19 protein-coding genes are annotated in these 18,266 nt (G+C 72.6%); 5 read left to right on the forward strand and 14 right to left on the reverse strand.

Features of this window, described 5'->3' with window-relative positions; all coding sequences use genetic code 11:
* Positions 1 to 13: 13 nt before the first annotated feature.
* Positions 14 to 1,384 (reverse strand): L-serine ammonia-lyase, encoded by a 1,371-nt coding sequence (locus ACFOW4_RS23510; RefSeq protein ID WP_377531261.1) that lies wholly within the window; start codon positions 1,382 to 1,384, stop codon positions 14 to 16.
* A 336-nt stretch (positions 1,385 to 1,720) separates the two neighbouring features.
* Between ACFOW4_RS23510 and ACFOW4_RS23515 the strand changes: the two genes are divergently transcribed.
* Complete coding sequence (locus ACFOW4_RS23515) at positions 1,721 to 1,927, forward strand: PspC domain-containing protein (protein ID WP_377531263.1); 207 nt, start codon at positions 1,721 to 1,723, stop codon at positions 1,925 to 1,927.
* Between the two features lie 104 nt (positions 1,928 to 2,031).
* Here ACFOW4_RS23515 and ACFOW4_RS23520 read toward each other — a convergent pair whose 3' ends face one another.
* The 7 genes from ACFOW4_RS23520 to pdxH form a co-directional block, all read right to left on the reverse strand.
* Positions 2,032 to 2,868: a DUF4230 domain-containing protein gene (locus ACFOW4_RS23520; RefSeq protein WP_377531265.1), complete on the reverse strand. Its 837-nt coding sequence runs from the start codon at positions 2,866 to 2,868 to the stop codon at positions 2,032 to 2,034.
* 99 nt (positions 2,869 to 2,967) lie between these two features.
* Positions 2,968 to 4,128, reverse strand: coding sequence for an acyl-CoA dehydrogenase family protein (locus tag ACFOW4_RS23525; protein ID WP_377531268.1), 1,161 nt, complete (start codon positions 4,126 to 4,128; stop codon positions 2,968 to 2,970).
* A 34-nt stretch (positions 4,129 to 4,162) separates the two neighbouring features.
* On the reverse strand, positions 4,163 to 4,468 hold the full coding sequence (locus tag ACFOW4_RS23530) for a type II toxin-antitoxin system VapB family antitoxin (protein WP_007454850.1): 306 nt from the start codon (positions 4,466 to 4,468) through the stop codon (positions 4,163 to 4,165).
* A 189-nt stretch (positions 4,469 to 4,657) separates the two neighbouring features.
* Entirely contained in the window at positions 4,658 to 5,260 is a 603-nt protein-coding gene (locus tag ACFOW4_RS23535; RefSeq protein WP_377531270.1) for a nitroreductase family protein, read from the reverse strand.
* 5 nt (positions 5,261 to 5,265) lie between these two features.
* A complete protein-coding gene (locus ACFOW4_RS23540) occupies positions 5,266 to 6,195 on the reverse strand; it encodes an aldose 1-epimerase family protein (protein WP_377531273.1) in 930 nt (309 codons plus the stop codon).
* 63 nt (positions 6,196 to 6,258) lie between these two features.
* The gene (locus tag ACFOW4_RS23545) at positions 6,259 to 7,560 is read right to left on the reverse strand and encodes an MFS transporter (protein ID WP_377531276.1); all 1,302 of its coding nucleotides are present in this window, start codon (positions 7,558 to 7,560) and stop codon (positions 6,259 to 6,261) included.
* Positions 7,557 to 8,186, reverse strand: coding sequence for a pyridoxamine 5'-phosphate oxidase (pdxH, locus tag ACFOW4_RS23550; protein WP_377531726.1), 630 nt, complete (start codon positions 8,184 to 8,186; stop codon positions 7,557 to 7,559). Before pdxH ends, ACFOW4_RS23545 begins: the two co-directional genes overlap by 4 nt.
* Before the next feature lie 281 nt (positions 8,187 to 8,467).
* Between pdxH and ACFOW4_RS23555 the strand changes: the two genes are divergently transcribed.
* The 3 genes from ACFOW4_RS23555 to sepH all read left to right on the forward strand — a co-directional run bounded on the left by ACFOW4_RS23555 (position 8,468) and on the right by sepH (position 12,269).
* A complete protein-coding gene (locus ACFOW4_RS23555; RefSeq protein WP_377531279.1) occupies positions 8,468 to 9,574 on the forward strand; it encodes a citrate synthase 2 in 1,107 nt (368 codons plus the stop codon).
* 302 nt (positions 9,575 to 9,876) lie between these two features.
* Complete coding sequence (gene serC, locus ACFOW4_RS23560) at positions 9,877 to 11,004, forward strand: phosphoserine transaminase (RefSeq protein ID WP_377531281.1); 1,128 nt, start codon at positions 9,877 to 9,879, stop codon at positions 11,002 to 11,004.
* A gap of 185 nt (positions 11,005 to 11,189) precedes the next feature.
* Entirely contained in the window at positions 11,190 to 12,269 is a 1,080-nt protein-coding gene (gene sepH / locus ACFOW4_RS23565) for a septation protein SepH (protein WP_377531284.1), read from the forward strand.
* Between the two features lie 122 nt (positions 12,270 to 12,391).
* Here the strand turns inward: sepH and thpR are convergent, their stop codons facing one another.
* The 5 genes from thpR to ACFOW4_RS23590 form a co-directional block, all read right to left on the reverse strand.
* Positions 12,392 to 12,970, reverse strand: a complete 579-nt coding sequence (gene thpR, locus ACFOW4_RS23570; protein WP_377531287.1) for an RNA 2',3'-cyclic phosphodiesterase — start codon at positions 12,968 to 12,970, stop codon at positions 12,392 to 12,394.
* 12 nt (positions 12,971 to 12,982) lie between these two features.
* The gene (locus ACFOW4_RS23575) at positions 12,983 to 13,492 is read right to left on the reverse strand and encodes a hypothetical protein (protein ID WP_377531290.1); all 510 of its coding nucleotides are present in this window, start codon (positions 13,490 to 13,492) and stop codon (positions 12,983 to 12,985) included.
* A gap of 148 nt (positions 13,493 to 13,640) precedes the next feature.
* Positions 13,641 to 14,921, reverse strand: coding sequence for an MFS transporter (locus ACFOW4_RS23580; protein WP_377531293.1), 1,281 nt, complete (start codon positions 14,919 to 14,921; stop codon positions 13,641 to 13,643).
* 72 nt (positions 14,922 to 14,993) lie between these two features.
* Positions 14,994 to 15,443: a MarR family winged helix-turn-helix transcriptional regulator gene (locus tag ACFOW4_RS23585; RefSeq protein WP_377531295.1), complete on the reverse strand. Its 450-nt coding sequence runs from the start codon at positions 15,441 to 15,443 to the stop codon at positions 14,994 to 14,996.
* Between the two features lie 116 nt (positions 15,444 to 15,559).
* On the reverse strand, positions 15,560 to 17,038 hold the full coding sequence (locus ACFOW4_RS23590) for an NCS2 family permease (RefSeq protein WP_377531728.1): 1,479 nt from the start codon (positions 17,036 to 17,038) through the stop codon (positions 15,560 to 15,562).
* Positions 17,039 to 17,127: 89 nt separating this feature from the next.
* Between ACFOW4_RS23590 and ACFOW4_RS23595 the strand changes: the two genes are divergently transcribed.
* Positions 17,128 to 17,376: a DUF2530 domain-containing protein gene (locus tag ACFOW4_RS23595; RefSeq protein WP_377531297.1), complete on the forward strand. Its 249-nt coding sequence runs from the start codon at positions 17,128 to 17,130 to the stop codon at positions 17,374 to 17,376.
* Between the two features lie 30 nt (positions 17,377 to 17,406).
* Here the strand turns inward: ACFOW4_RS23595 and ACFOW4_RS23600 are convergent, their stop codons facing one another.
* Complete coding sequence (locus ACFOW4_RS23600; protein ID WP_377531298.1) at positions 17,407 to 18,246, reverse strand: DUF3027 domain-containing protein; 840 nt, start codon at positions 18,244 to 18,246, stop codon at positions 17,407 to 17,409.
* Positions 18,247 to 18,266: the final 20 nt, after the last annotated feature.

Below are 18,266 nucleotides of genomic sequence, written 5' to 3' on the forward strand. Positions count from 1 at the left end.
GAGTCAGGCGGACTCAGCACTCGATCACGTTGACGGCCAGACCGCCGCGCGCCGTCTCCTTGTACTTCACCTTCATGTCCGCGCCGGTCTCGCGCATGGTCTTGATGACCTTGTCCAGCGACACCGCGTGCATCCCGTCACCACGCAACGCCAGCCGCGCGGCCGTGATCGCCTTGATGCTAGCCACCGCGTTCCGTTCGATGCAGGGGATCTGCACCAGGCCACCCACCGGGTCGCAGGTCAGGCCCAGGTTGTGTTCCATCCCGATCTCCGCCGCGTTCTCGACCTGCTCCGGGGTGCCGCCGAGCGCCTCGGCCAGCCCGGCGGCGGCCATCGAACAGGCCGAACCGACCTCACCCTGGCAGCCGACCTCCGCCCCGGAGATCGAGGCGTTCTCCTTGAAGAGCACGCCGATCGCGCCGGCCGCCAGCAGGAACCGGACCACACCGTCGTCGTCGGCGTTCTCGATGAAGCGGGTGTAGTAGTGCAGCACCGCCGGGATGATCCCGGCCGCACCGTTGGTCGGTGCGGTGACCACCCGGCCACCGGCCGCGTTCTCCTCGTTCACCGCCAGGGCGAACAGCGTCACCCAGTCCATCGCCCGCAGCGGATCTGTGGTCGAGGTGTCCGCCTCCAGGCTGCGCCGCAGCTCCGCCGCGCGCCGCCGCACCTTCAACCCACCCGGGAGTACGCCGTCCCGCTCGCAGCCGCGCTCCACGCACTCCCGCATCACCCGCCAGATCTCCAGCAGACCGGCCCGGATCTCCGCCTCGCTGCGCCAGGAGCGCTCGTTGGCCAGCATCACCTCGCTGATCGACAGCCCGGTGGCGCTGGTCACCTCCAGCAACTGCGCGCCGGTCAGGAACGGGTACCGCACCCGCGTGCTGTCCGGCTTGATCCGGTCCGCGCCGGCCGCCGCCTCGTCCACCACGAAACCGCCGCCGACCGAGTAGTAGGTACGTCGGCGCAGCTCCGCGCCGGTCCCGTCGTACGCGGCGAAGGTCATCCCGTTCGGGTGGTACGGCAGCGAGCGTCGCCGGTGCAGCGTCAGGTCCCGGTCCGGGTCGAAGTCGATTTCGTGCGCGTCGAGCAGGCTGATCCGCCGCTCGGCCCGGATCCGCTCCACGCGTGGCCCGACCGTGTCCGTGTCGACCGTCTCCGGGGCCTCGCCCGCCAACCCGAGCAGCACCGCCGGCCCGCTGCCGTGGCCGTGCCCGGTCGCGCCCAGCGAACCGAACAGCTCAGCCTGCACCCGCGCCGTGTCGGCGAGCAGCCCGTCGGCCTTCAGCCCGGCCACGAACGTACGCGCGGCGCGCATCGGCCCCACGGTGTGCGAGCTGGACGGCCCGATGCCGACGCTGAATAGGTCGAAAACACTGATCATGGCTGCACTTCCTCGCCGTCGTCCCCGTCGTACGGGGTCCGGCCCGGTCGTGGCCGCCCGGTGGGACGGCCCCGCTCGTGGCCGCCCGGTCGAGCGGCCGTCGGTCACCCGGGGTGTGGGTGCCCGACCGGCGAGCCTACCCGCCCAGCTCAACGCCCGCCCGATGACCACGACATGGCCACCCACCCGGCGGGGAGGCATCGGGGTGGGACGGCCCGGGTAAGCACCTACGGGTCCGCGGGTCGCTGATCCTCCTCGGGACCGAGGTTGGGGTGGCCACACCTTTCTACCGTGGATTCCAGACGCGGCGCACCGCCGCAGAGTGGGAGTACGACGATGAGTCGCAAACTGGTCCGGCCCCGCGAGGGGCGCATGATCGCCGGTGTGTGCGCCGGCCTCGGTCGACGGTTCGGCATGTCCGCCGGGATGGTTCGGCTGCTGTTCCTGCTGTCGCTGCTGCTGCCGGGCACCCAGGTGATCGTGTACCTGGTCCTCTGGCTCCTGATGCCGAACGAGGACCGCTACACCACCACCCGCTACTGACCCGCTGACCGCCAACCCGGCGGATACGCACGGAAGCGCCCGCCCCGATGACCATCGGTGGCGGGCGCTCCGGCGCTCGGGTGGACGCGGCGCGGCCGCGGGAGTCAGGGGGCCGTGTAGGTGACGGTGACCTGCTCGTAGCCCAGGGAGCGGAGCAGCCCCTCCAGCATCTTGCGGGTGTTCTCCTCGGCCCGGGCGGACAGCCCGCTGTCCCGGGCGGCGGCGGTGATCCGCTCCTCGGCGAGCTGGTAGACCTGCTGCTGCCGGTTGGGATCGTTGCCGACCAGGTCACCGAGCCGGTTGAGCAGGCCGCGCCGCTCGGCGAAGACGTAGCTCTTCTCCAGGTCGAGGTTGGTCTCGCCGAGCTGCGGCGCGGGCAGCTTGATCTCCACCGACTTGCCGTCGGCCGACTCGACGACGGCGCCCTCGCCGATCTTGCCGAAGTCGACGTACGCCTCGACGCTGCCCGCCCCGACGAACAGGGTGCGCTCGTTGAGCAGGAAGTCCGGTACGTTGCGCCGGTCGTTCTGGGTGTCGACGACCACCTGGAAGTTGCCCTCGGCGGCGACGTAACGGCTGAGATCCTGGATCGACTTCAGCAGCGGCGGCTGGCTGCGGTCGGTCTGCTCCTTCGCGAACGGGTTGCGGAACTCCGGCAGGATGCCGGTGGCCTGCACCCCGAGCAGCACGACGACCGCGAGCGCCGCGGCCCCGAGCAGCCCGAGCAGGCCGCGCGTCGGCGCGCCGCCGCCACGGGAGCCACCACCGCCACCGGAGTTGCCACCGCCGCCGGAACCACCGACGCCACCGGAGCCGCCGACGCCACCGAGACCGCCCGGCACCGGCTCCGTCGGTGTGTCCGACCGTTGCTTGAGGTCGTCGCCCGTGGGGTAACCCGGGAACTCCCTCGTGGGGTCGTTGATGCCAGCGTCGCGGGCCATCACGCTCACCGTCCTCGTCAGACACGTCGTCTGTCATTGACGGTACGGCCCCCGTACGACACCCGCTCGGCGAGCGCCCCGAATGGGTGAACGCGCAGGTCAGGCGAAGGCGGAGAGCCCGGTGAGCCGCTGCCCGACGACCAACTGGTGGATCTCCGAGGTGCCCTCGTAGGTCAGCACGCTCTCCAGGTTGTTCGCGTGCCGCATCACCGGGTACTCACCGGAGACGCCGTTGGCGCCGAGGATCGTGCGGCACTGCCGGGCGATGGCCAGCGCCTCCCGCACGTTGTTCAGCTTGCCCACGCTGACCTGGTCGGGGCGCAACCGGCCGGCGTCGGCGAGTCGGCCCAGGTGCAGGGCCAGCAGCTGCCCCTTCGCCAACTCGACGGCCATGTCGGCGAGCTTGGCCTGGGTGAGCTGGAAGCCGGCCAGCGGCCGGCCGAACTGGGTGCGGGTGGTCGCGTACGTCAGGGCGGTCTCCAGGCAGTCGCGGGCCGCGCCGAGCGCGCCCCAGACGATGCCGTGCCGGGCCTCGGTGAGGCAGCTCAGCGGGGCCTTGAGCCCGACCGCCTCGGGCAGTTGGGCGTCCGCCGGGAGCCGGACGTCGTCCAGCACGATCTCGCCGGTCACCGACGCGCGCAGCGACATCTTGTGCCGGATCTCGCGGGCCGTGACGCCGGGCGTGTCCATGGGTACGGCGAAACCGCGCACGCCGTCGTCGGTGCGCGCCCAGATCACCGCGACGTCGGCGATCGGCGCGTTGGTGATCCACATCTTGCCGCCGGTGAGCACCCAGTCGTCGCCGTCGCGGCGGGCCCGGGTGGTCATCGACGCCGGGTCGGAGCCGTGGTCCGGCTCGGTCAGGCCGAAGCAGCCGATCGCCTCGCCGGTCGCCATCGGGGGCAGCCAGCGCTGCTTCTGCTCCTCGCTGCCGAAGCGCCAGATGGCGTACATGGCCAGCGAGCCCTGCACCGAGACCAGCGAGCGGAGGCCGGAGTCGCAGGCCTCCAGCTCCTGGCAGGCCAGCCCGTACGCGACGGCCGAGGCGCCGGCGCAGCCGTACCCGCGCAGGTGCATGCCGAGCAGCCCCAGCTTGCCGAACTCGCGGGCCAGCTCCCGGGCGGGCACCCGGCCCTGTTCGTACCAGTCGGCGACGTGCGGGCGGACCCGGTCGTCGACGAGCTGTCGCACGACGTCACGGATCTGCCGCTCCTCCTCGCTGAGCGACGAGGCCAGGTCGAGCAGATCGAGCACAGTCATGCCGTCACCTTAACGAAGCCTCAGGCCGGGCCGCTCACTCGATCGGCTCGGAGAGCACGAGCACCCGGGCGTGGATCTGGTTGCGCTGCTGCAGGGCCGCGCGCAGCGCCCGGTGCAGCCCGTCCTCCAGGTAGAGCCCGCCGTTCCACTGCACCACGTGCGGGAAGAGGTCGCCGTAGAAGGTGGAGTCCTCGGCGAGGAGCTTGTCCAGCGCCAGCTCGCGCTTGGTGGTGATCAGCTGGTCCAGGCGCAGTGGCCGCGGCGGGATCTCCGCCCACTGCTTGAGCGTCAGGTTGTGCTCCGGATAGGGACGCCCGTCCCGGACCGCTCTGAAGATCACGACGGCACGCTCCCCTCCCCCGCGGCCGGGCCGACCGACGGCACCGAGCCGGTCGCGGCGTGGCACCGCGCGGCGCGGCACCGATGACCGTGCCAGCCTAGCCGCCCAGCGCACACCGCGTTCTGCTCCCTGATGTCAGTTTCGCTACCGCTCGTCCGATCCTCAACCGGGCGAACGGGACGGAGCGTCTCAGCTCCATCGGCCGCGCCGGACCACCTCGTCCACCGGTCGTCGCCCACGACGCAGCGAGGGTGACCGGTGGTCGTCGGCCCGGTAACCGATGGTGACGGCGCCGATCGGCTGGTACTCCACCGGCACGCCGAACGCCTCCCGGTACGCGGACAGCCGCTGCGGCGGTATGCCGAAGAAGCACGCCCCGAGCCCCTCGTCCACCGCGGTGAGCAGCATCAGCAGCGCGGCGAAGCCGGTGTCGACGTACCAGTAGGGCACCGGCCAGCGCTCGGGCGACCGGTCCGCCCACCCCTTGTCCGGCTCGGCGTACCGCTCCAGGTATGCCGACTCGTTGGCGTGCGGCACGACGATCAGCGGCGCCCGGCGCATGCCGGCCAGCCAGCGCTCGCGCCCACCCCCGGCCGGGGTGGCCGCGGCCCAGAACCGGTCCCGGTCCGCCTCCTCCTCCAGCACCAGGAAGCCCCAGCCCTGGGCGAAGCCGGCCGACGGCGCGCGTACCGCGTGCTCCAACAGCCGGTTGACCACGTCGGGCGGGACCGTGCGGTCCGGGTCGTAGTTGCGCACCATCCGGCGACGCCGGACGACCTCGGCGAACTCCATCCCGGTCAGGCTCCGGGGCGGACGCCCCAGGCGCCCCGCCAGGTCGCGCCGGGCTTCAGCGTGATCACGTCCTTGCCCGAGCGGAACGCGTCCGGTGGGCAGGTCATCGGCTCGATCGCCACGGAACGGCGGTGCCGCTCGCCGGTGAGCGCGTCCCCGGTGAAGACCTGCCACCAGCCGAACTCGCCGTCGCCCCAGATGGTGACGGCCGACGAGCCGTCCGGCGCGCTCAGGCTCACCGACGAGCCGCCGTCGGCGTCGCGGATCACGTCGCCGAAGCAGAGGTCGAGCTGGGCGCCGCCGATCCGGCGGGGGCTGGTCCAGTCGTACTCGGTGCCGGCGACCGGCGTCGCCCCGACCGGCAGCAGCCGCCCGTCCACCAGCAGCCGGGTCCGGGTCGGCAGCCGCATGGTCAGGTCGTCGACCGCGACACCCGGCACTTGCAGGTACGGGTGCACGGAGAAGCCGAACGGCGCCGGCTCGCCGCCGGTGTTGGTGACCTCGTGCTCGGCGCGCAGCCCGTCCGCACCGACGCTCCACCGGCTGCGCAGCCGCAGCGGCCACGGGTAGCCGGGCTGCGGCGGCAGGTCGTAGCCGACCGTCACCGCGTCGGCCGACTGCTCCAGCAGCCGCCACGGCACCCAGTTGACCAGCCCGTGGATGGCCACGTGCCGCTCCGGCTCGCTCAGCGGGAGCTGGTGGGTCCGGTCGCCGAACGAGTAGCGGCCGTCGCGGATCCGGTTCGGCCACGGCGCCAGCACCTGCCCGGCGCAGCCGGGGCAGCACTCGTCGACCGCGTACCCGTCGAGCAGGTCGACGCCGTCGTGCCGGTACGTCCGTACCCCACCGCCCACCTCCACGATGACGGCCTCGTGGCCGGCGGCGGAGATGGTCCACTGGGCGCCGGAGGGCGAGCGCAGGTCGGGGCTTTCCATGTCGGCGACCCTAACCGGTCACTCCCGGGCCGCGCTCGACGCCGTCGCGACCCGATGGCCCGGTCACTCCGGCGCGGCGCTCGACGCCGTCGCGGCCCGGTAGCGCAGCAGCGCCGGGAAGGCCACCGCGAGCACCACCACGAGCACGGCCGAGGCGAGCCCGCCGGCCACCCAGGCGACCCCGCCGCCGAACCCGGCGGCCATGGTGCCGGCACGCAGGTCGCCCAGGCGTGGACCGCCGGCCACCACCACCGTGTTGACGCCCTGCAACCGACCCCGCATCCGGTCCGGCGCGTAGACCAGCAGCATCGTCTGGCGCAGCACCGAGCTGACCAGGTCGGCGGCCCCGGCCAGGGCCAGCAGGGCGACCATCAGCCAGAGCTGGTTGGCCAGGCCCGCCGCCGCGATGGCCACCCCCCAGCCGACCACCGCGAGCACCAGGCCGAGCCCCTGCCGGCGCAGCCGGCCGATCCAGCCGGACGTCAGCCCGCCGAGCATCGAGCCGATCGCGATGGCGCTGTAGAGCCAGCCGACCGTCGCCGGATTGTGGAACCGCTCGGTGGCGATCTCCGGGAAGAGGGCCCGAGGCATGGCCAGGATCATCGCGATGAGATCCACCCCGAACGAGAGCAGCAGCACCGGCGTCGTCGCCAGGTAACGGAACCCGTCGATGACGCTGGCCAGGCCGGCCCGCCGGGGTCCGTCCCCGGCCTCCGGATCCGGCTCAGGCGGCATCGCCGGCAATCGCCACGTCGCCCAGAACGAGGCGCCGAACAGCAGCGCGTCCACCGCGTACGCGAGCGGCAGACCCACGTCCGTCCGCCAGATCGCGAAGATCAGCCCGGCGGCGAGCGGCCCGAAGACCGAGGTGGCGGTGAACGTGGTGAAGTTCAGCGTGCTCGCGGCCGGCACCAGGTGCTCCGGTACCAGCCGCGGCAGGATCGCGCTGCGGGTCGGCGAGGTGATCGCGAAGGCGGTCGACTGCACCGCGACGAGCAGCAGCAACAACAGCGGACTGCCCATCCCGAGCAGGGCGTGCACGAGCAGCGCCAGCGTCGACGCCCAGAGCAGCACCCCGCCGCCGAGCAGTACCCGGCGCCGGTCCCGGGCGTCGGCCACCGCGCCGCCCCAGAGTCCGAACACCAGCAGCGGCAGGAAACCGGCGACGCCGAGCAGGCCGACCCAGAACGATCCCCCGGTCAGCCCGAACATCTCCACCGGCACGGCCACCGCGGTGAACTGGAAGCCGAACATCGCCACGCTGTTGCCGAACCACACCCGCCGGTACGCGGGCACGCCCAGCGGGCGCAGGTCGATCGCCCAGCGCCGCGCCCCACGCGGCCGGGCCTGCTGCACACCGGTCACGGCGCCAGCCGCTCGATGACCCAACCACCCTCGTCGGTACGCCGGAAGCGGAGCCGGTCGTGCAACCGGCCGGCCCGGCCCTGCCAGAACTCGACCGTGTCGGGCCGCACCCGCAGCCCACCCCAGTGCGGCGGGGCGGGGATCTCGGTGGTGTCGGCGAAGCGCTCCGCCGTCGCCCGGTAGCGCTCCTCCAACTCGGCTCGGTCCGGCACGACCTGCGACTGGGGGCTGGCCCAGGCGCCGATCTGGGAGCCGCGCGGCCGGGTGGCGAAGTACGCCTCGGTGGCGGCCCGGTCGATCGGGGTCACCCGTCCGGTTACCACCACCTGCCGCTGCATCGCGAACCACGGGAAGACCAGGCTCGCGTACGGGTTGTCGGTCGCCTCGGTGCCCTTGCGGGAGAGGTGGTTGGTGAAGAAGACGAAGCCGTCCGGGTCGTACCCCTTGAGCAGCACCGTGCGCCCGCTGGGCCGGCCGGCGGCGTCGGCGGTGCCGACGACCATCGCGTTCGGCTCGGGCAGCCCGAAGGCCACCGCGTCGGCGAACCAGCGGTCGAACTGGGTGTGCCAGTCGGCCGCCAGGTCCGCCTCGGTCAGGCCCAGGTCCGCGGCGTACTCGTTACGCATCGCGGCCGGGGCGGATGTGTCGCCCGTCACGTTCCCACTCCTCCTCAGCGGGCCGGCCGACGTCCCCCGACGCTGGCCAGCCCCTCCCGCCCAGTCTCACCGAGCCGCGAGCCGAATGCGCGTCCGGGGATGTCGCGTGCGGCACAGTCGCAGCGGGTCGCGTATCTGGTTACTCAGCAGGCAAGATGTTCCGAACACATCCCTGAGGGTCGCCTAAGGCGCTCGGCCGACCGGGCCGGATGAGCCTGACCGGGCGCACCGACCAGAGCCAGGAGAACGACATGGCCGATTTCAAACCCGGACTGGAGGGCGTCGTAGCCTTCGAGACCGAGATCGCCGAACCCGACCGGGAGGGTGGCGCGCTGCGCTATCGCGGCGTCGACATCGAGGATCTCATCGGCCAGGTCTCCTTCGGCAACGTGTGGGCACTGCTGGTCGACGGCCGGTTCGGGCCGGGCCTGCCCCCGGCGGAGCCGTTCCCGGTGCCGGTGCACTCCGGTGACATCCGGGTCGACGTGCAGTCCGCGGTCGCCATGCTGGCCCCGTACTGGGGGCTCAGCCAGCTGCTGGACATCTCCGACGAGCAGGCCCGCGAGGACCTGGCCCGCGTCTCGGTGACCGCGCTCTCCTTCGTCGCGCAGTCCGCCCGGGGCCTCGGCCTCCCGGCGGTGCCGCAGAAGGAGATCGACAAGGCGCAGACCATCGTCGAGCGGTTCATGAAGCGCTGGCGGGGCGAGCCGGACCCGCGGCACGTCAAGGCCGTCGACGCGTACTTCATCTCGGCCGCCGAGCACGGCCTGAACGCCTCGACCTTCACCGCCCGCATCGTCGCCTCCACCGGGGCGGACGCGGCGGCCTGCATCTCGTCGGGCATCGGCGCCCTCTCCGGCCCGCTGCACGGCGGCGCCCCGTCCCGGGTTCTCAGCATGCTGGAGGCCGTCGAGCGCAGCGGCGACGCGGAGGGCTACGTCAAGGGCGTGCTGGACCGCGGCGAGCGGCTGATGGGCTTCGGCCACCGGGTCTACCGGGCCGAGGACCCGCGCGCCCGCGTGCTCCGCCGCACCGCCAAGGAGCTGGGCGCGCCGCGCTTCGAGATCGCCGAGGCACTGGAGAAGGCCGCGCTGGCCGAGTTGCAGGCCCGCCGCCCGGACCGGGTGCTGGCCACCAACGTCGAGTTCTGGTCGGCCGTGGTGCTCGACTTCGCCGAGGTTCCGGCGCACATGTTCACCTCCATGTTCACCTGCGCCCGGATGGGTGGCTGGAGCGCGCACATCCTGGAGCAGAAGCGTCTCCAGCGGCTCGTGCGCCCGTCCGCCCGCTACATTGGGCCGGGCAGCCGCAAGCCCTCCGAGGTCGAGGGCTGGGCGGCCATCCCGCACGGCGTCTGAGCCGTAAGGAAGGGCCCCTTCTTAACGCCTGGCGTAGAGGAGGGGCCCCTTCTTAACGTCGGAGCCGGCACGGGGCGGGCAGCGCCGGGCCGAGGCCGCCGGTGTGGCGAAGGCCTCAGATCGCTGCGCGGGACCCCGACCGGCCGTAGGCCGCCGGGGTGCGAGGATGAGGGCCGGCAGTGTCGCCGGATCGCCGGTACGGATCCCGGCGCGCCGTGCGCCCCGCGTACGCGCCGCCGTCGGTCCGCACCGAGCCCTCTCACCGGGCCCGCCCTCGCCCATGCGGAAGGACCTTCAGAACCGTGGCTGACGCACCGACCATCCGGATTCCCGACGAGATCAGGCCCGCCGACGGACGCTTCGGCTGCGGCCCGTCCAAGGTGCGGCCAGCGGCCGTGTCCGCACTCGCCGAGGTGGCCACCAGCTACCTGGGCACCTCGCACCGGCAGAAGACGGTCCGCGACCAGGTGGCCCGGCTGCGCGCCGGCATCGCCGAGTTCTTCTCGCTGCCCGAGGGGTACGAGGTGGTGATCGGCAACGGCGGCACCACCGCATTCTGGGAGGTGGCCACGTTCGGGCTGGTCCGCGACCGGGCGCAGTTCGCCAGCTTCGGCGAGTTCGGCGCCAAGTTCGCCAAGTCCGTCAAGGACGCCCCCTTCCTGGGTGAGCCGACCGTCCGCAAGTCGGACGCGGGCAGCGCGCCGGCCCTGGTCGCCGAGGCCGGCGTGGACGTCTACGCGACGCCGCAGAACGAGACCTCGACCGGCGTCGCCGTGCCGATCAGCCGGGTGGCCGGGGCCGACGAGGGCTCGCTCCTGCTGGTCGACGCCACCTCCGCCGCCGGTGGCCTGGAGGTCAACGTCGGCGAGACCGACGTCTACTACTTCGCGCCGCAGAAGTGCTTCGGCTCCGACGGCGGTCTCTGGCTGGCCCTGATGTCGCCGGCCGCGCTGGAGCGGGCCGCCGAGATCAAGGCGTCCGGCCGCTACATCCCGGCCTTCCTCGACCTGGTCACCGCGATCGACAACTCGCGGCTGGAGCAGACGTACAACACCCCGGCGCTGGCCACCATCTTCCTGGCCGCCGAGCAGACCGACTGGATGAACGCGCAGGGCGGCCTGGCCTGGGCGGCCAAGCGCACGGCGGAGAGCGCCGCCGCCGTGTACGGCTGGGCCGAGCGCTCCACCGTGGCCACGCCGTTCGTCACCGACCCGGCGCTGCGGTCCAACGTGGTCGCCACCATCGACTTCGCCGACGGGGTGGACGCCACCGCGATCGCCAAGGCGCTGCGGGCCAACGGCATCGTGGACACCGAGCCGTACCGCAAGCTCGGCCGCAACCAGCTACGGGTGGCGCTCTTCCCGGCGATCGAGCCGGCCGACGTCGAGGCGCTGACCGCGTCCATCGACTACGTGGTCGAGCGCCTCTGAGCATCGTCACGGTCGGTGTCCGTCGGGGCCCCGACGGACACCGACCGTGATCATCGTTGCAGCTCAGTCGCGACATGCGGGGTGTCGCTTCCCCCACCTCCGGGCAGATGCGCGTACGGTGGTGCGAGACGCCCGGGTGGCCGACTCGTGGCGTGCGGCCAGCGAAGCGGGACGGAGGCAACGCTATGCGCCCAGTACGCTTCGTCGCCCTCTCCGAGGACGGCCAGGCCCTGGTGCTCGCCGACGAGGTCGGGCGCCTGCTCGCCCTACCGATCGACGAACGGATCGCCGGGGCGCTGCACGCCGAGCCGGGCGCCGCGCCGCTCGCGGTGGCGCCCAGCGCAGCCGACCCGATCCCGTCACTGTCCCCTCGGGACATCCAGGCCCGCATCCGCTCCGGCGAGTCCGCCGAGGACGTCGCCCGGATCGCCGGTGTGCCGGTCGACCGGGTGCTGCGCTACGCCGGCCCGGTGCTCCAGGAGCGGGCCATGCTCGCCCAGCACGCCCGCCGCACCCGGCTCAAGGGCGCGGAGAAGCCGACCCCGCTGGCCGAGGTGGTCAACGGCCGGCTGAGCCAGCACGGCATCGACACCGAGAAGATCTCCTGGGACGCGTACCGCCGCGACGACGGCACCTGGCGCATCATCGCCACCTGGCCGTCCGGCAAGGCCACCGCGCAGGCGATCTGGGATCTCGACAAGACCCGGCAGGCGGTCACCCCGCACGACGACATGGCGCAATACCTGTGCGCCGAGCGTCCCACGCCGATCCTCGGCCAGGAGCCGGCGCCGGAGCGGGGCGGGCACGCCCTGCCCGGTCCGTCGCGCGGCGAGCCGAGCCGGGGCGGGCACGGCCTGCCCGCGGCGTCCGAGCACCCGCGCGCCGGTCGGGACCCGATCCGGGCCGGGCGGGACGCACTGCTCGCCTCGCTGGACCGTCCGCTCGGCTCCTCGTCGAGTCGGGGCCTGGAGCCGCGTACCCCGGCTGCCCTGGGCGGGTCGGACGCACCCCGGCAGCGGCCGGTCGGTGGGGGCGCCGCGGCACTGCTCGGCGGTGGGCAGGGGTCGGCCTTCGACGACGACTCGGACGCGCCCAAGGAGGTGCCGGCCGTGCCGTCGCTCGCGGTGTTGCGGCCGCGTCGCACGGGCGCGGCGGCCGCCGCTGGCGGCGAGTCCACCGATGCCGCCGGCAAGCCGCGCAAGCGGCTGCCGAGCTGGGACGACGTGCTCTTCGGCACCGGCCCGGCCGCCCGCGAGTCCTCCTGACGCGTCGCGTTGACGGGTGGCGGTTCGCCACCCGTCGACGCGACGCACTCCAAGTGCACGGCGGCCCGCGTCCGGAGGCCCGGGCCTGGTGAACCCACCGCCCCGGCCGGATTGCGGCGCGGTCAGAGCGGCCAGGCGGCGATCCGGTCGTAGCTCGGTCGAGGGCCGAGGTGGCTGCGGACCAGCAGCAACTCGCTCGCCGGCCACTGCGGGCCCGCGTACCCGTCCAGGGTTGCCCGGTCGGCCTCGATGTCGGCCGGGTCCACCCGGTCACCGGGCCGGGCGACGGTCAGGTGCGGGCGGAACGGCCGGTCGTCGTGCGGCAGCCGGGCGTGCCGCAGCCGGGAGCGGACCAGCCGGGCCAGCACGTGCAGCGCCTCCACCTCACCCTGGACGTCCACCCAGAGCACGGTGAACCGGCCCCTGCCGAACCGGCCGCCGCCGCCGAGGCTCAACCGGGGTGCGGCGTCCCGCCCGTCGCGGAACCACTCGGCGGCCAGCCCGAGTGCGCTCTCCACCTCGACCAGCCGGGTGGCCTCCACCTCACCGAGGAAGGCGACGGTGAGGTGCAGGTGCGCCGCGTCGGCGAGTCGGACGTTGGTGCCGGCGGCGGCCGCCGCGCTCATCCGCAACCGGGCGAGCCGCGCGCCGAGGTGCTCGACCGCCTCGGTGGGCGGACAGACCGCCACGAACAGGCGCACCCCTTGGGCCGCTCAGCGGTGCCGCTGGCGGTGCCCGGCCCGGGCCGCCGGCAGGGCCAGCCCGGCGGCGTGCAGGACGCCCTCGACCCGGACCCGCTCGATCTCCTGGTCGACGCCGGTCAGCTCGGCGAGGTGTTCGGGGATGCCGAGGGCCCGGCAGGCCAGCTGGAGGCGGTCGTCGTACGCCTGGAGCACCGCGCCGTGCCAGACCATCGACCGGCCGGTGCCGCCGAGCCGCTGGCCACCGAGGCGGCGCAGGTCGGCGGCGAGCTGTTCCAGCGGTCGCCGGTCGGTGCGGTCGAACTCGCTGAGGTCGATGTCCCGGGTCAGCGCGTCCGCCTCGATGGCCCGGTCCAGGCGGGCGATGGTCCGCCGTTCCCGGCGTCGCTCGCGCCACTCCGTCCAGCCGCAGACCACCCGGTCGAGAATTTCGTCGGCGCAGAAGAGCAGGGCAAAGACCGCCGGCAGGCTGGCCACGGCGAGGAACGCCAGGGCCAGCAGCAGCGTGCGTCCGACTCCCACGCATCGACGCTAAGCCCCGTCGTGCCGGCCCGCCACCGGATTGGCCGCATCCGCGCCATCCGCTCAACGGGACGCGCCCGGCACACCGGCAGTTAGCAGGGGCCCCCTGCTATGCAAAATGCGATAACAAGGGGCCCCTCCTTACACCTCAGTCGGTGGAGGTCACGTAGAAGCGGGGCATCGGCAGCACCCGGAAGCGCAGCCGCGCGCCGGAGCGGCGCAGTTGCCAGGTGAGCGCGATCAGCGCGGTGGCCAGCGAGACCAGACCGCCGATCCAGATGCTGGCGCCGGCGCCGTAGGTTTCCGCGACCCAGCCGACCAGCGGCGCTCCCACCGGGTTGGTGCCGAGGAACACCAGCACCCACAGGGCCATCACCCGTCCCCGGAAGGCGGCGTCGACGCCGAGCTGGACCCGCTGGTTGGCGGCCTGGGCGAAGAACACCATGAAGAACCCGGTCGGCACGAGCAGCGTCACGACCAGCCAGTACGTCGGCGCGAGGCCGACCAGCGTGCCGAAGCTGGCGCAGGCGACCGCGGCGCCGAGCACCAGCCAGACCGACGGGCGGCTGCGCCGGCCGGTGCCGCTGAGCGCCCCGCCGAGCGCGCCGACCGCCAGCGCGGTGCTGAACAGGCCGAACGAGGCGGCGCCGGTGTGGAAGACGGTCTTGGCCAGGGCTGCCAGGGTGAGCTGGAAGTTGAACAGCGACATGCCGATGACCGACATCACCGCCATCGGCAGCAGCAGGTCGGGGCGGCGCCACACGTAGCGCAGCCCGTCGACCACCCGCGCCGAGGCGCGTTCGTCGCGGGGCAGGAGCGCGTCCCGGTGCAGCTCGGACGCGCGCATCCGGACCACGTTGACCAGCGGGGCGACCGAGCTGAGCGCGGTGAACAGGAACACCGGCCCCACGTCGAAGGCGGCGATGGCCAGGCCGGCGACCGCCGGGCCGACGATCCGGGCGGAGTTGAACACGGCCGCGTTGAGCGAGAGCGCGTTGGGCAGCAGGGGCGTGCCGACCAGCTCGGAGACGAACGCCTGACGGACCGGCGTCTCCACCGCGTTGGCCACGCCGAGAAGCGCCGCGAAGGCGAAGACGTGCCAGAGCTGGACGAGGTCGGTGAGGACCAGCAGGGCCATGCCGAGCGCCAGCACCGTCCAGAAGGCGTTGGCGGCGAAGAGCAGCACCCGCTTGTCGTAGCGGTCGGCGAGCCGGCCGGAGAGCAGGGTGAGCAGCAGCACCGGGGTGAACTGCAGCGCGGTGACCACGCCGAGCGCGGTGGCCGAGTTGTCGGAGAGCTCGAGGACGAGCCAGTCCTGGGCGATGAACATCATCCAGACGCCGATCAGTTTGATCAGCTGCCCGGACGCGAAGAGCCGGTAGTTACGGACCTGCAGGGACTGGAACATCGTGCTCAACCTGGCCTGCACTCTTGGTGCGCCTCCTCCGGACGTACGCGTCATCGACACGTGACGGCACGGCCCCGGTGGCGCGGGCGCGGCTCAGGCGCGAGCGAGCTGCTGGAGAATCTCGGCGGCCCTGTGCAGGGTCTCCCGTTCGTCCTCGTCGAGCGCGGCCAGCCGGTGGGCCAGCCACTCATCGCGGGCCCGCTCGAACTGGTCGAGCACGGCCTGCCCCCCTTCGGTAGCCGCGAGGATGACCTGCCGACCGTCGGTCGGATGGGGTGTCCGCTGCACGAGGCCGCGGTCCTCCAACTTCGCAACGATCTTGGTCATCGTCGGTGGCTGCACCCGTTCGACGTCGGCCAGTTCCCGGGGCGTCAGCGCGCCCGCCAGCCGCAGGCTGGTGAGCGCGGAGACCTGGGTGACCGTGAGGTCGCCGACCGGCCGGGCCTGTCGGACCCGCCGGTTGAGTCGGGTGATCGCATCACGCAACTGGGGAGCCAGCTGCGCCGGTGGCACGCGTTCCGCCGTCACCGTCCGCTCCGTCACGATAGTTAGCTTAACTAATGAGCCTGGCTAACGACATTGGATATGATCAGGCTCACGAGGAGGTTTGTGCTGGTCCGGGCGGGAAATCCGGTTCGAATCCCCGCCCGGACGCGCGTTCAGAGCACCAGGGACTCGATCGGCCCGCGCAGGAAGTACAGCACGAACAGCGCGGCCACCCCGTACAGCAGCGGGTGGATCTCCCGGGCCTTGCCCTTGGCCAGCTTCACCACCACGTAGGTGATCAGGCCGGCGCCGATCCCATTGGAGATCGAGTAGGTGAACGGCATCAGCACGATGGTGAGGAACGCCGGGATGGCGATCTCGTAGTCGGACCAGTCGATGGTGCGGACCGCGGTCATCATCAGGAAGCCGACCACCACCAGCGCGGTCGAGGCCGCCTCGAACGGCACGATCACCACCAGCGGCGCCAGGAACATCGCCAGCAGGAACAGCACGCCGGTGACCAGGCTGGCCACACCGGTCCGGGCGCCCTCCCCGACACCGGCGGCACTCTCGATGTACGAGGTGTTGCTGGAGGTGCTGGCCGCACCGCCGGCCGCCGCCGCGATCGAGTCGACCAGCAGGATCTCCTTGGCCTTCGGCGGGGTGCCCTGCTCGTCGAGGAGGCCACCCTCCTGGCCGACGGCCACCATCGTGCCCATGGTGTCGAAGAAGTCCGTGATCAGCAGGGTGAACACGAACATCAGCACGACCACCCAGCCGGCGCGGCCCCACGAGTCGAACACGTTGAAGTTGCCCAGCAGCGACAGGTCCGGCACGTCCACCACCGTCTTCGGCAGCTCCGGCACGTTCAGCGCCCAACCCTTCGGGTTGGGCTTCCCGTCGACGAAGGACGGGCCGATGTTGGCGACCGCCTCGACGATGACCGCCAGCACGGTGGAGGTGAGGATGCCGATCAGGATCGCGCCCTTGACCCGGCGGACCACCAGCACCAGCGTGAGCAGCAGGCCCACCACGAAGACCAGCAGCGGCCAGCTGACCAGCTTGCCGCCGATGCCCAGGCCCACCGGCACGGTGGTGTTCGCGACGTCCGGGACCCGACGGACGAAGCCGGCGTCGACCAGACCGATGATGGTCAGGAACAGACCGATGCCGACACCGATCGCCGTCTTCATCTGCGTCGGCACCGAGCGGAAGACCGCGGTACGCAGCCCGGTGAGCACCAGCACCGCGATGATCACACCCTCGATCACCACCAGACCCATGGCGTCCGCCCAGGTCATCTCCGGGGCGATCTCGTACGCCACCAGCGCGTTGACGCCGAGGCCGGCCGCGAGCGCCAGCGGGAACCGGCCGACCACACCCATCAGGATGGTCATCAGGCCGGCGACCAGCGCGGTCGCCGCGGCCAGTGCGGGGATCGGGAGGGACTTGCCGTCGCCGTCGACGGCACCACCGAGGATGAGCGGGTTGAGCACCACGATGTACGCCATCGTGAAGAAGGTCGCCAGGCCACCGCGGACCTCACGGCTCAGCGTCGAGCCGCGGGCGGAGATTTCGAAGAACCGGTCGAAACCGTTTCGCGGATGAGCGGGATCGGGTGGTGTGCCGTTCTCGGGCGGCGCTACGGCCATCGGGTCCTCGCAGGTGATCTTCCGATTTGTCGCGCGCATCGTCCCAGATCACCGGCCGGCAGGGAAAGTTGATCGCGTACGCTTGCCGGGTGCCGAAGGAGCAGCCGCCGCGGCCGGAGCCGCTGGACCCGCCGATGGTGCCGTTCGCGGTCGCCGGGCTGATCGCCTGGGCGGTGGCCGGACTGGTCTTGTTGATCTTCTTCCGCGACTGGCTGACCGAACACGATCACGAGAACTGGCTCTGGACCTGCCTGGCCGGTTTCCTGTGGGGCTTCCCCGGTCTCGCCACGATGATGCGGCACGACGCCAACCGACGCCGTCGCCGCGCCGCCAACTGACCCTGCCGACGCCGCACGCCGGCACGGACGTCAGGGGTGGCCGTAGGGCTCCCCCGGCTCGGCGGCCTCCACCGAACCCGGGGCGCGGCTGACCGACATGGCCTCCACCGCGCTGTCGTCGTACACCGTGGGCAACTCGTCCACCGCGGTCTCGGCCGCCTCGATCAGCGTCTCCGAGTGGGCACCGCAGCCGTGGTCGGCGCTGACCACCCGACCGTCGTCGGGGGCATAGAAGTTGCCGCAGGCGCCGAAGGCCTGGCGCAGCGCCCCGGCCAGCGGAAGGTAGAAGCCGCACGTGCCGCAGCGGGCGGCGGCCGGGGCGGCGGTGGAGATGGCCGCGGTCGGGCCGTGTTCGCCGTCGTACCAGCGCTGCGCCGCATCGGTGCGCCCCTCCCGGGAGAGCACCCGGGCCCGGCCCAGGCCCAGCTCCCAGGCCGTCTCCTCGACCGCCGGGTCGTCGGAGAGCAGGTAGCCGGGGACCAGCCGCTCGTCGTCCGGCGGGGTCGGCAGCAGGTCACCGGGGCCGAGGTCACCGGGCTTGAGCCGCTCCTGCCAGGGCAGCCAGCCGGGCGCGAGCAGCGCGTCGGAGCCGGGCAGCAGCACGGTCTCGCAGATGGTCACGGTACGGCTGCGCGGCACCCGGGTGACGGTGACCGCCCAGCGCCAGCCGCGGTAGCCCGCGAGGAGGCACTCGAAGTAGTGGGTGACCAGCCGGTCGCCTTCGGCCACGACCTGCAGGTGGTCACCGACATCGTCGGCGTCCACCTCGGTGATGCCGGCGCGGGCCACCTCGACGGCGGCGGCGCAGACCTGGTCGAGGCGGGCGGCACGGGTGGAGGCGGGCCTGGTCACCTCACCATTGTTCCCCATGCTCTCGTCACGCGTGACAG

This window comes from Micromonospora sp. GCM10011542, from assembly GCF_042650685.1.
In the GTDB taxonomy this organism is placed as follows: Bacteria; Actinomycetota; Actinomycetes; order Mycobacteriales; family Micromonosporaceae; genus Micromonospora.

Coding starts and splice junctions, on each gene's coding strand:
- ACFOW4_RS23510 (WP_377531261.1), bottom strand. CDS start 1,384: ATGATCAGTGTTTTCGACCTATTCAGCGTCGGCATCGGGCCGTCCAGC.
- ACFOW4_RS23515 (WP_377531263.1), top strand. CDS start 1,721: ATGAGTCGCAAACTGGTCCGGCCCCGCGAGGGGCGCATGATCGCCGGT.
- ACFOW4_RS23520 (WP_377531265.1), bottom strand. CDS start 2,868: ATGGCCCGCGACGCTGGCATCAACGACCCCACGAGGGAGTTCCCGGGT.
- ACFOW4_RS23525 (WP_377531268.1), bottom strand. CDS start 4,128: ATGACTGTGCTCGATCTGCTCGACCTGGCCTCGTCGCTCAGCGAGGAG.
- ACFOW4_RS23535 (WP_377531270.1), bottom strand. CDS start 5,260: ATGGAGTTCGCCGAGGTCGTCCGGCGTCGCCGGATGGTGCGCAACTAC.
- ACFOW4_RS23540 (WP_377531273.1), bottom strand. CDS start 6,195: ATGGAAAGCCCCGACCTGCGCTCGCCCTCCGGCGCCCAGTGGACCATC.
- pdxH (WP_377531726.1), bottom strand. CDS start 8,186: ATGCGTAACGAGTACGCCGCGGACCTGGGCCTGACCGAGGCGGACCTG.
- ACFOW4_RS23555 (WP_377531279.1), top strand. CDS start 8,468: ATGGCCGATTTCAAACCCGGACTGGAGGGCGTCGTAGCCTTCGAGACC.
- sepH (WP_377531284.1), top strand. CDS start 11,190: ATGCGCCCAGTACGCTTCGTCGCCCTCTCCGAGGACGGCCAGGCCCTG.
- ACFOW4_RS23590 (WP_377531728.1), bottom strand. CDS start 17,038: ATGGCCGTAGCGCCGCCCGAGAACGGCACACCACCCGATCCCGCTCAT.
- ACFOW4_RS23600 (WP_377531298.1), bottom strand. CDS start 18,246: ATGGGGAACAATGGTGAGGTGACCAGGCCCGCCTCCACCCGTGCCGCC.